This is a genomic window from Streptomyces sp. NPDC004609 (assembly GCF_042873655.1).
GTDB lineage: Bacteria > Actinomycetota > Actinomycetes > Streptomycetales > Streptomycetaceae > Streptomyces.
In genome coordinates this window covers 89335-100471 of the sequence record NZ_JBIALS010000031.1, presented here as the reverse complement: position 1 = coordinate 100471, position 11137 = coordinate 89335, and the positions used below count along the sequence as shown (strand labels likewise).

The window sequence follows — 11137 nt, the reverse complement described above, 5'->3', positions numbered from 1 at the left end:
CTGAACCCACTTCGCCCTGTAGCCGTCCTCCCCGTGGAGCCGGACCACCGATTGAGCCGCCTCCAAGACGACGTGCCCGAGGAGGCTAAGGGGCTAAGTGGAGGTCCACGAGAGTGTGCCTGCCTGGTCCGGCACGTCGAAGCTCGTGGACATGTCCGGAAACCGGTAGATCGCGACGTGAACGTCTGAGCTTCTGCGGCGGAGAACCCACCTCGCTTCGGCTGGCTCAAGATCGAAAGAGAAACGCTGGACGGAGGTGCGACCGTAGAGCCCTGCGACACCGTGGAGCACGTCTGCAAGGGCGTCGTGCAGTAGCTCACGAAGTCTTTCCGCTCCGATACACCGTCCGCGATGCGACAGGTTGCCCAACCACTACCACTGAGTTCCCAGCTGAACTCAAGCTGACTCATCCCGCCCCCTGCCAGTGATCGTCTCCCGAAGACGGTACAGCGGCGTTGAGAGCTGCCCTCACCCTCCCTTCGCGCTAGCCGTTGTACGCGTAGTTCAGAGAAGGGGTCCCTCACATCGTGTGGCACCGGATCGGGACCCACAGCATCCTGGACCGGCCCCTGGCCGAAGGCCGTCTTGCGGGCGCGGGCCGCCAGTTGGTTGGCTGATCGTCCCGATGGCCAGGAGGGGACACCGCGTGGTGGATCACCTGCCGGCGTCCGCGACCAGGTCATGTTTGTCCGGCCTGCACAGCCTGATCGATCCTGCGGCGGATGCCTGCCACACGGACGGGTGGCAGTGTGCCGTGGCAAAGAAGGCACGGACGGGACGCGTACTGCTATCCCTCGGGTGTGATGACCACGATGAGGTACCCCGCTGCTGTTGTGTTCGCGCTCGCCCCGCTCGCCCTGCCGGCATCAGCGCACGGGACCGGCGCGCCGACCGAGACACCCGCCCACGCCACGGCCCCCGCGCAGGCCATCGACTGCCCGGACGGCTACGTGTGCATCTACCCGGACATCAACTTCCAGGGCCAGCCCTGGAAGAGGCGAGCGTCCGACGGGAGCGTGAGGGACCTGCCCTCCCAGGGCCTGTATCGAATGTGCTGGTCACAGCCACTCGTTTATGGCAGCAATGAGGACGGTTGCCTCGTAGCGGACCGCGAGCTTGTCATACCTTGTGGCGACGGCCCGGTGTCTTTTGAGGCGGTTGATGCCGCACTCGACCGCGTGGCGCTCCTTGTAGTCGTCCTTGTCGAACTTCGGCGGCCGGCCGCCGTGAGAGCCGAGTTTCTTGCGGTTGCGGGCCCGGTCGGCCTTGTCCGCGATGGTGCAGCGGATCCCGCGTTTACGCAGGTAGGCACGGCTCTTGCGGGAGGCCTACGCCTTGTCGGCGCGGACCCGGTCGGGGCGGGTACAGGGCCTGCCCGGCCCGGTGCGGGGCACACGGACCTTCTTCAGGACGGGCTCGAACTGCGGGGAGTCCCCGCGCTGCCCGGCGGTGATCACGATGGACATCGGCTTCCGGCCCTGCTCGACGACCAGGTGCAGCCTGGCGGTCAGGCCGCCGCGCGAGCGTCCGAGTCCGTCGTCGTCGGACTCGGTGGCGATGCCACCGGGCGGCTCCTTCTGGAGGTCCCCCTTTTCCTCGCCCCGGCGGCGTGCCGGTGTGCCCTGCAGACGGTGGAGTCGGCGTTGAGGTCCCAGGTGATCAGGTCCCTCGCGTTCGCCTGAGCCTGCAGTTCGGTGAAGATCCGCTGCCAGGTGCCGTCCCGCTGCCAGCAGCGGAAGAGGTCGTACGCCCGGCCCCACGGTCCGTACCGTTCCGGGACATCCCGCCAGGGAGTCCCGGCCCGGGTTCGCCACCGTATGCCGTCAACAAGCTGTCACCTCTGCCACGTCGCAGGGCGTCCAGGCTTCCTACCCCTGGGCAACAGCGGCTCCAACCTGGCCCACTGCGCATCCGTCAGATCTCCACGTGCCACAGAACAAGATCACCTCACGCTCAAGATCCACCTCCGATACATGCCCTAGTAGTTGCCCTCCATGCCCTTCTTCAGCGCGGTGAGCTCTGGGCCCGCCTCGCTGGCAGGCATTTGCCAGCGGAACGTCTGCCCGGCGCCGTCCGTGTAGATGAGGACGCCACCCCTCTGTGCCTCGGCAATGTCGAAGGCCAGGGTGCGCCATGCCCACGTGCCGGCCGTAATGGTGCCGCCACCCGTGAACCCGTTCGGCGTGATGCTGCTGGCCCCGTTGTCGCCTTCGTCGAGGGCCTGCCCGTCAGGGGTGATCCACTGCCAGCCGCCGCCCTCGATCGGCGCGGGCGCTGCCGATCGCAGGATTCTTCCAGGTGCCCTTCACCGGGAGCGCGACCTCGGTGGCGTAGGAGGCCAGGGTGCCGATCCCGTCGGGTGCGTCGCCGGCGGCCCGCGCGGCCGCGAGCGCTTCGGCCGGCTCCCCCGCCACCAGGTCCAGGTCAGGTTTCGGGCGGATCAGCGCGATGACCGTCTCGTTCACCGTCATCGCATGAGAGGCGCCGGAGCGGCCCGCGCTCTTGGGCATGCCGCCCATCTCCTCCGGCTCGCGGTCCAGGTCGAGTCCGGCGGCAGCCATCCCGTCCTTCGTGAGCAGCCTGGTCTCCTCCCCGCCCCGCGTACGGCCGCCGTCGACGGCCAGGCCGTGGCGCCGCAGGTCGTTCGCCGCGGCCCGGTGGGAGGCGGTGCGGACTTCCTTCCGCTTCGCTGGGGTCGCCTTGGTCGTGTGCCGGTAGGTCAGGTGCGGCGAGGCCAGCCGCTGGATCTGATCCGTTGTGGCGACCTTCAGCGCTCCGAGCACGCGCAGCACATCCGCGCGCAGGTCGTTGCTCGATCCCGCCTCGTTCTCCTTGCGCTTACCCGCCATCAGGCTCGCCCCCCGTCATCCGCGGGTTTGCCCGTGACCGATGCCACACCGCCGATGAGCGGCCCATCAGCAGTCGACCCGGTGACAGCAGCCTCGCTCCCGGGCACGTCGTGGCGCGTACCCGGCGCGGCACCTGTCGGGCTGCGGGTACCCCTGGCGATGCGGCGGAGGCAGGGTCTGGGGTTTGCGGTCTTCCACATACTCCGTGAAGGAAAAACGCACCACCGTGCCGGATGCCCATGGGTGCCCGACCGGGGCCAACGACTCGCCGTTCCTGTCCTACGCTCCGGCTATGAACGAGACCCCCGCGCACCGCTCGATCCGAACGAACTTCGTCAACGACAACTACGAGGTCATCTGCGAGACCTACAGTGGCGGCTTCGAGAACCTGCCCGCGTGGCGGGCGCTCGGACAGCTCCTCGCGGGCCGGACAGGATGGCGCTTCGTCTTCGATCTCAACCGCGCCGATCCCACCTGGAACCTGGGCGTGTTCGGCGAAGCGTCCTCGTCATCCGCATCAACAAGGAGGGCCGGTACCACTGCTACGACCACCGCCGTAGGAACGCTGGCGATGCCGACACGGTCGTCGAGGAGATCTCGACTGTGCAGGCGTGGCTCGAAGAGCGGGAGGAGGAAGCCCGTCGGCCCAGTGCGGTCCTGCTGAAGATCGCCCGCGCCAACGACTGGCAGACCCTCAAGTCGCTTCCGGTCACCCTCAGGGTCAGCTGGTCGGACGGCTGGTTCTCCGCTGCGGCGTATCAGCTGAACGAGGCCGCCTTCGGCGATACCCTGGCCGAGGCAGTGAACGGCGCTGCGGAGATGCTCTGCCGCGTCCTCGGAGCTCCGCTGGAGATCGCCCCGGACATGAACCTCGCCCTCGAGCTCGACGCCTCCGCAGCGGAGCGCGTCCGGGCCGGCTGAGCCACAACGCGTGAAGACACACCGGAGCCAGCCGATGCGCTGGCGAGCGGGACGGGTACGGTGCATCGTCGCTGCGGGCACGGGACGCCGCCGCGAGGTCAGGCATCGGATGCCGTGCACTCCCCCATGCCGATGCCGTGCATTCCGACGGCGGTCCGGTGCCGGGCCGGTGACTCAGCGTGCCCGCGCCTCTGCGTCGGGGCAGTTCCTGGCGATCGAACCTAGGATGGAGCTGAGCCGGCGGGCAGCTCGCCGTGTCGGCTGTCCGGAGCACTCAGGGCGGAGAAGCATGGCGCAGGCCACCGACGCAGCTCGTACCGTCATCCTGACGGTGGACGACGACCCGGGGGTCTCCCGTGCCATCGCCCGTGACCTGCGGCGTCGCTACGGCGGCGGATACCGGATCGTGCGCGCGGAATCCGGCGAGTCCGGCCTCGAAGCGCTGCGGGAGCTGAAGCTGCGGGGCGATCTGGTGGCGGTGATCCTCGCCGACTACCGCATGCCGCAGATGAACGGCATCGAGTTCCTGGAGCAGGCGATAGGCGTCTATCCGGGGGCGCGCCGTGTGCTGCTGACGGCATACGCCGACACCAACGCGGCCATCGACGCGATCAACGTCGTCGACCTCGACCACTACCTGCTCAAACCGTGGGATCCGCCGGAGGAGAAGCTCTACCCGGTCCTCGACGACCTGCTCAGCGCCTGGCGCTCCAGTGACTACCGGCCGGTCCCGGCCATCAAGATGGTCGGGCACCGCTGGTCGGCGCACTCCTCCCGGGTACGGGAGTTCCTGGCCCGCAACCAGGTGCCGTACCGCTGGTACGCCTCCGACGAGCCCGAGGGGCGGCGGCTTCTGGAGGCGGCCGGGGCCGACGGGCGTCGACTGCCCCTGGTGCTCGCCCCGGACGGCACGGCACTGGTCGAGCCGGAGGCGCCCGAGCTGGCCGCCTATGTGGGGCTCGCGACGACGCCGGCCGCCGAGTTCTACGACCTCGTCGTCATAGGCGGCGGCCCGGCCGGGCTCGGCGCCGCCGTTTACGGGGCGTCCGAGGGGCTTCGGACCGTGCTCGTCGAACGGTCGGCGACCGGTGGACAGGCCGGGCAGAGCTCTCGGATCGAGAACTACCTCGGTTTCCCCGACGGCGTCTCGGGCGCGCAACTCACGGATCGCGCCCGCCGCCAGGCAAGCCGCTTCGGTGCGGAGATCCTCACCGCGCGCGAAGTCACCGGTCTCGACGCGAGCGGTGCGGCGCGCGTCGTGCGGTTCTCCGACGGTTCCGAGGTCGCCGCGCACAGCGTCATCCTGGCCACCGGTGTGTCCTACCGCCAGCTCCCCGCGCCGGGGTGCGAGGAGCTGACCGGGCGGGGCGTGTACTACGGCTCCCCCCTCACCGAAGCGGCCTCCTGCGAGGGGCAGGACGTGTACGTCGTCGGCGGGGCGAACTCGGCCGGGCAGGCGGCGATGTTCCTGGCGCGGGGAGCGAAGTCGGTGACACTGCTGGTGCGCGGGGAGTCGCTGGCGGCGTCGATGTCGTACTACCTGATCCAGCAGATCGAGGAGGCGCCGAACATCACCGTGCTGCCCCGGACCGTCGTGGAGGCCGTACACGGCGAGGAGCACCTGGAGCGGCTGACCCTGCGGGACACTGCGTCCGGCAGGAGCGAGACGGTCGATGCCCAGTGGATGTTCGTCTTCATCGGCGCGGCCCCGCTGACCGAGTGGCTTGAGGGGACAGTGCTCCGCGACGAGCACGGGTTCATCCTGACAGGACCCGATATGACGCCGGACGGGCGGCCGCCGGGTGAGTGGGAACTCGACCGGCCGCCCTACCACTTGGAGACGAATGTACCGGGTGTGTTCGTGGCGGGTGACGCGCGCTCGCAGTCCGCGAAGCGCGTGGCGTCCGCCGTCGGAGAGGGAGCCATGGCCGTGATGCTCGTCCACCGCTATCTGGAGCAGTCATGAGCACCCGGGGCCTGCCCTGCGACCCGTACGAGATCGGCTCGCTGTTCCTGTTCGAGAAGCTCTCCCCCGACCAGCTCGGCCGGTTGTGCGCCGAGGGGCGGATGGAGCGGTTCGAGCCCGGCCCGGTGTACGCCGAGGGCGATCCGGCCACCTGCTTCTACGTGATGATCGAGGGGACCGTCGTGCTGTCCCGGCGGGTCGGCGGCGACGACGTGGAACTCAGCCGCACCTCGCAGCGGGGAGTGTACGCGGGGGCGATGCAGGCGTATCTGGGCGACCAGGTGCCGCAGAGGTACAACAACTCGTTGCGGGTGACCGAGCCGACCCGGTTCTTCATCCTGCCCGCGGAGTCGTTCGCGGCCGTCATGGAGGAGTGGTTCCCGATGGCGGTGCACCTCTTGGAGGGGCTGTTCTTCGGCTCCAAGAACGCCCAGCGGACCGTCGGCCAGCGTGAACGCCTGCTCGCGCTGGGTTCGTTGTCCGCCGGACTCACCCATGAGCTGAACAACCCGGCGGCCGCCGCCGTGCGCGCCACGGCGACCCTGCGCGAGCGGGTCGGCAAGATGCGGCACGAGCTTGCGGTCATCGCCCACGACGCCTACTCGTGCGAAGCCCTTACCGGTCTTATCGAGATCCATGAACGGACAGCCGAACGCGTCGCCAGGGCGCCGGTGCTGACCGCGCTGGAGGCATCCGACCGCGAGGACGAACTGGCCGACTGGCTCGACGACCACGGCGTCCCGGAGGGCTGGCGGATCGCGCCCACATTCGTCCAGGCCGGACTGGACACGGACTGGCTGGAGCAGGTCGCGGCGGCGGTGGCGGAGGACCTCCTCCCGGGAGCTGTCGGCTGGCTCAACCACACCGTCGAGACAGAGCTGCTGATGAACGAGATCCACGACTCCACCGGCCGCATCTCCCATCTGGTGGACGCGGCGAAGCAGTACGCACAGCTCGACCGCGCTCCGCACCGCGACGTGGACGTCCATGAACTCCTCGACAGCACCCTGCTGATGCTGGCGGGGAAGATCGGTCCCGGCGTGCGCGTGGTCAAGGACTACGACGGCTCCCTGCCGGAGGTACCCGCCTATCCGGCGGAGCTGAACCAGGTGTGGACCAACCTCATCGACAACGCGGTGGCGGCGATCGGCACCGGCGGCGGGGACGGGATCCTGACGGTCCGGACGGCCCGGGAAGGCGACCGGCTGCTCGTAGAGTTCCGCGACACCGGCCCCGGCGTCCCCGCGGAGATCCGGGGCCGTATCTTCGACCCCTTCTTCACCACCAAACCGGTCGGCGAAGGCACCGGGCTCGGGCTCGACATCTCCTGGCGGATCGTCGTCAACAAGCACCACGGAAGCCTCCAGGTCGAGTCCGTCCCGGGCGACACCCGGTTCCAGGTACTGCTGCCGCTCACCACCCCCGAGCCCGAGCCGGAGACCGGCACCACGACGGCTGAGGAGCCCATATGAACGACATCGAAGGAATCGACCCGAGCGTCCCGCCGAGCGGCACCGGCTGCGTCGAGTGCGACGCGCGGGGCGGCTGGTGGTTCCATCTGCGGCGCTGCGCCCAGTGCGGCCACATCGGCTGCTGCGACTCGTCGCCCGGCCAGCACGCCACCGACCACTGGAAGTCCACCGGGCACCCGCTCGTGCAGAGCTTCGAGCCGGGCGAGGCTTGGTTCTGGAACTACGACACGAACGACCTGTACGAGTCCGGCCCCGCCCTCGCCGCTCCCGGCGACCATCCAGCGGACCAGCCGGCTCCCGGACCGGCTGACCGCGTCCCGAAGGACTGGCAGAACCTCCTCCACCGCTGAGTTCGACCGGATCCGATGCGTGCGCGGGCACCACCACCCATGCGTACGGCGGCAGAAGCCGGCGTCTGCGAGGTGGGGTTTGTTCGGACGGTGATCACCGGCGACATCGACGTTCCCGCGTACCGTCCGAGAAGGCAGGGCGCGGGCTTCTGCGGGCCGTAGGCGCAGACTCCCCGGGGCACCGGTCCCGCACGGGAGGCCGTGGGGCCGCACCGCGGGCGCAAGGGCGGTGTCCGGGGATGTCTCGTGCGCCCGGACACCGCGCGCTGCCTTCTCCCGTGGATCACCCGGCAGGCTTGACGGGTGTGATGGTCTTGACGGCCCTGTACTCCCGAAGCTGCCGCGAAGTGACAAGTAGCTCTCTGTAGCCGATCTGACGACCCGTGTCCGGATTTCCGGTGTTCTTATCCCGCTTCTGTTGTGTTTGCCTCACCTTGGTCGCGTTGTGGTGATCGAGGCGAGGAGCTGAGCGTGCGTCGGGAGTGGGAACCGGAGGACTTGACCGGCCTCGGCGTGACCGCGAGGTGGGCCAGGGCCCCGCCTCCCCTCTCCGCGTCTTCCTCCCTTCCGGTGCCCGCGCGGCACCGCCTCCCAGCGGAATCCCAAGACCCGGAGACACATCACCCGTGCAGCACGCAGACGAACCGATTGTCGCAGCGGCCCAGTTGAACCACACAGTCGTCTATGCCAGCGATCGCCAGGCATCGGCCGGTTTCCTCGCCACGGTCCTCGGCCTGGAGGTCGGCGCCCCCTTCGGGCCGTTCATACCCGTCGACCTCGGCAACGGCGTGACCCTGGACTACTACGAGAAGACCGACGAGCCCATCCAGGCGCAGCACTACGCGTTCCTGGTGCCCGAGGAGCAGTTCGACACCATGATCTCCCGGCTGGAAGTGGCCGGGGTCGTCTACTACGCGGACCCCCGACATACCGAACCCGGCCGTGTCAACGGCCTCTTCGGCGGCCGGGGCGCGTACTTCGACGACCCCGACGGCCACAACATGGAGATCATGACCCGGCCCTACGTCCGCCCCTGAACAACGCCCCGCACGGTGCCGACCGTCACCGCCGGGTGTCCCCAGCGGTGACGGGTACCGCCGGCGCGGGCACGGGGAACGCCTCCAACGAGAGGTTCCCCGTGCCCGTGCCCCCGATCGCGAACACCCTGCTGCCGTCGGGATCCCAGGCGACCCCGGCCGGCCGGAGCCTGGTGGTGCCCTGGCCACCCGCTCCGCGCAGGTCGTAGGTGGCGTACGGCCAGGACTGGCCCTGCTCGAAGATCTGGACGTCCGTCGCCTTCTCAGTGCCGCCCCCCGGCGACACGGCCGTCCGGGGCGATGTAGAGCGTCTTCTGGACGACACCCGCTACGACCCGCCGACCTGGAACGAGAAGTGCTGCAGGTCGTCCATGCCCAGGGGAGGTCAATCAGGGCTCGATGCGCCGGTTCGGCAGCGGCTTCTCCTCGAAGTTCCGGCTGATCGACAAGGACGCCTATCTGCTCGACCCGGGCAACGCCTGGCTCAGGACGTGCGACCCCACCACGGCTGACAGTCCCCGTGCCCCGCCCGTCCGGAGGTCCGGGCCGCGTCGACCGCCTTTCCCTGGGTCCCGACTCCTGCCCACCGATACCAGTGGGTAGCCGAGCGAAGGGCCGGACGATGTGGGGCGTGTGAGCGGTGGTCGCGGGTCTCCGGCGGTCCAGCCGTACGACAGGACTCTCCGGTCGCCGCACCGAGGGAGGGGCGGGCCGTACGGCTCGTCGGGCGAAGACGCCGACAAGGTGGCCGCGTACCAGCCCGGCGTAGCACTCCACGCTCACATGAGCCGGGACGGCGGCCTCACTCCTACGCAGGCCAGGCACGCGTCGGCGGCCGCCGGACGGGGCCGACGGACGCGCCGGCGAAGGTGCTGCCGTCCAGCACGGTGGCCGGCTGGCGGGCACCGCGCCCGGACCACCGTGGTGCCGAGCCGGCCACCGCGCCCGGCGCGAGGTTCAGGCCCGGTAGGCGCCGGCCGGGAGCCCCGGTACGCCGACGTCGGCTCGGAAGAGAGCCCCGGCGAGGGGTTCGGCGGCGGGGTCGAGGCCCATGCGGGAGGTGGTGATGTAGAGCCGGTCGAGGTCCGGGCCGCCGAAGGCGCATGCCGTGACCTGGGTGGCGGGGAGTTCGACGACGGCGTCGAGCCGCCCTTGCGGGGTGTAGCGGTGTACAGCGGAGCCGCCCCACAGGGCCACCCACAGGTGTCCTTCCGCGTCGACGGCGAGTCCGTCGGGCAAACCCGCTGCGTCGGGGATCCGGACCGCGGTGCGCCGGGCGGTAAGGCCGCGCTCGGTGTCGTAGTCGAAGGCGTCGACGCGTCCGGTGGCGGTGTCGGGGCTCCAGGCGAGGCCGTTGGAGATGGTCACCCCGGTCAGGACCCGGGTGACGGAGCCGTCGGTGTCCAGCCGCAGGAGGGAGCCGCGACCGGGGGCGACGTCGTACGCCATCGTGCCGCAGTAGAAGCGCCCGTCCGGATCGCACCCCCCGTCGTTGAACCGCACCCCGGGCTCCGCCCAGAGTTCACCCAGGCATTCGAGAACGCGATCGTCGTCAACGCCGCCATCGGCGGTTCCACCAACGCCGTACTCCACCTGCTGGCCATAGCCGGGCGGGCCGGGGTACCGCTCGGTCTCGACGACTTCGACCGGCTCGCCGCCGATGTGCCGCTGCTGGTCGACCTGATGCCGTCCGGCCGGTTCCTGATGGAGGAGTTCTCCGAGGCGGGCGGACTGCCCGCACTGCTCAACGACATCGCCGGGCGGCTGCACGGGGACGCCGTCACCGTCACCGGGCGTACCCTCGCCGAGAACTGCGAGGGCGCCACCGTGTACGACAGGCGGGTGCTGCGCCCCGCCGACGACCCGGTACAGCCCGCCGGCAGCGGCACCGCCGTACTGCGCGGATCGCTCGCTCCCGACGGAGCGGTGATCAAGCAGTCGGCCGCCTCACCGCATCTGCTCAGGCACCAGGGGCCGGCGCTCGTCTTCGACTCCCTGGAGGAGTACACCGCCGTCGCCGACGACCCGGACCTGCCGGTCACCGAGGACACCGTGCTGGTGGTCCGCGGCACCGGACCGCGCGGTTACCCGGGCATGCCGGAGGTCGGCAATCTGCCCATGCCCCGGCGGCTGCTGGAGCGGGGCGTCACCGACATGGTCCGGATCTCCGACGCCCGGATGAGCGGCACCGCCTACGGGACCTGTGTGCTGCACGTGGCACCGGAGGCGGCCGTGGGCGGTCCGCTGGCCCTGGTGAGGACCGGGGACCGGATCGAACTCGACACCCCCGGCCGCCGGCTCGTCCTCCACGTCGGCGAGGAGGAACTGGCCCGCCGCCGTGCCGCGTGGCAGCCGCCCGCCGAACACACCGAACGCGGGTGGACCCGCCTGTACACCGATCACGTGCTCCAGGCCGACCGGGGCGTCGACCTCGACTTCCTGGTCGGCTCCAGCGGCGACACCCCGCCCCGCAACGCCTTCTGATACCCCCTCCCTCAACGTCGGCCCCGGCCGCTGCGCCCCGGCGCCGTACACCCACCGA

At 70.1% G+C, this 11137-nt stretch carries 9 protein-coding genes and 3 pseudogenes; 8 read left to right on the top strand and 4 right to left on the bottom strand.

The window, feature by feature from the left end; all coding sequences use genetic code 11:
- Positions 1-722 precede the first annotated feature (722 nt).
- Positions 723-1001: pseudogene (locus ACFYT4_RS27110) on the top strand (peptidase inhibitor family I36 protein); the annotation flags it as partial.
- A 57-nt stretch (positions 1002-1058) separates the two neighbouring features.
- Here ACFYT4_RS27110 and ACFYT4_RS27105 read toward each other — a convergent pair.
- Positions 1059-1933, bottom strand: a pseudogene (locus ACFYT4_RS27105) (IS5 family transposase).
- Between the two features lie 295 nt (positions 1934-2228).
- Positions 2229-2849 carry a hypothetical protein gene (locus ACFYT4_RS27100; RefSeq protein ID WP_389274262.1) on the bottom strand — a complete coding sequence of 207 codons (621 nt, stop codon included), beginning with the start codon at positions 2847-2849 and terminating at the stop codon, positions 2229-2231.
- A gap of 292 nt (positions 2850-3141) precedes the next feature.
- Between ACFYT4_RS27100 and ACFYT4_RS27095 the strand changes: the two genes are divergently transcribed.
- From ACFYT4_RS27095 to ACFYT4_RS27070, 6 genes are all read left to right on the top strand, one after another.
- The gene (locus ACFYT4_RS27095) at positions 3142-3513 is read left to right on the top strand and encodes a hypothetical protein (protein ID WP_389274259.1); all 372 of its coding nucleotides are present in this window, start codon (positions 3142-3144) and stop codon (positions 3511-3513) included.
- A complete protein-coding gene (locus tag ACFYT4_RS27090) occupies positions 3453-3770 on the top strand; it encodes a hypothetical protein (protein ID WP_389274256.1) in 318 nt (105 codons plus the stop codon). Before ACFYT4_RS27095 ends, ACFYT4_RS27090 begins: the two co-directional genes overlap by 61 nt.
- A 289-nt stretch (positions 3771-4059) precedes the next feature.
- Positions 4060-5736, top strand: a complete 1677-nt coding sequence (locus ACFYT4_RS27085; RefSeq protein WP_389274253.1) for an FAD-dependent oxidoreductase — start codon at positions 4060-4062, stop codon at positions 5734-5736.
- Positions 5733-7208 carry an ATP-binding protein gene (locus ACFYT4_RS27080; protein ID WP_389274250.1) on the top strand — a complete coding sequence of 492 codons (1476 nt, stop codon included), beginning with the start codon at positions 5733-5735 and terminating at the stop codon, positions 7206-7208. The genes ACFYT4_RS27085 and ACFYT4_RS27080 overlap by 4 nt, the downstream gene beginning before the upstream one ends.
- Positions 7205-7558 (top strand): UBP-type zinc finger domain-containing protein, encoded by a 354-nt coding sequence (locus ACFYT4_RS27075; protein ID WP_389274247.1) that lies wholly within the window; start codon positions 7205-7207, stop codon positions 7556-7558. The genes ACFYT4_RS27080 and ACFYT4_RS27075 overlap by 4 nt, the downstream gene beginning before the upstream one ends.
- Before the next feature lie 626 nt (positions 7559-8184).
- Complete coding sequence (locus tag ACFYT4_RS27070) at positions 8185-8595, top strand: VOC family protein (RefSeq protein WP_389274244.1); 411 nt, start codon at positions 8185-8187, stop codon at positions 8593-8595.
- A 25-nt stretch (positions 8596-8620) separates the two neighbouring features.
- On the opposite strand, the gene ACFYT4_RS27065 is transcribed toward ACFYT4_RS27070, so the two are convergent.
- Both ACFYT4_RS27065 and ACFYT4_RS27060 read right to left on the bottom strand, forming a co-directional pair.
- Positions 8621-8881 carry a hypothetical protein gene (locus tag ACFYT4_RS27065; protein WP_389274241.1) on the bottom strand — a complete coding sequence of 87 codons (261 nt, stop codon included), beginning with the start codon at positions 8879-8881 and terminating at the stop codon, positions 8621-8623.
- Positions 8882-9552: 671 nt separating this feature from the next.
- Complete coding sequence (locus ACFYT4_RS27060) at positions 9553-10098, bottom strand: SMP-30/gluconolactonase/LRE family protein (RefSeq protein ID WP_389274274.1); 546 nt, start codon at positions 10096-10098, stop codon at positions 9553-9555.
- On the opposite strand from ACFYT4_RS27060, the pseudogene ACFYT4_RS27055 reads away from it, so the two are divergent.
- A pseudogene (locus ACFYT4_RS27055) lies at positions 9988-11079 on the top strand (dihydroxy-acid dehydratase); the annotation flags it as partial. The gene ACFYT4_RS27060 and the pseudogene ACFYT4_RS27055 overlap by 111 nt on opposite strands.
- Positions 11080-11137: the final 58 nt, after the last annotated feature.

Bases quoted from the DNA above. Each gene is read 5' to 3' on its own strand.
- ACFYT4_RS27075 (WP_389274247.1), top strand. From the start codon at position 7,205: ATGAACGACATCGAAGGAATCGACCCGAGCGTCCCGCCGAGCGGCACC.
- ACFYT4_RS27080 (WP_389274250.1), top strand. From the start codon at position 5,733: ATGAGCACCCGGGGCCTGCCCTGCGACCCGTACGAGATCGGCTCGCTG.
- ACFYT4_RS27085 (WP_389274253.1), top strand. From the start codon at position 4,060: ATGGCGCAGGCCACCGACGCAGCTCGTACCGTCATCCTGACGGTGGAC.
- ACFYT4_RS27100 (WP_389274262.1), bottom strand. From the start codon at position 2,849: ATGGCGGGTAAGCGCAAGGAGAACGAGGCGGGATCGAGCAACGACCTG.
- ACFYT4_RS27095 (WP_389274259.1), top strand. From the start codon at position 3,142: ATGAACGAGACCCCCGCGCACCGCTCGATCCGAACGAACTTCGTCAAC.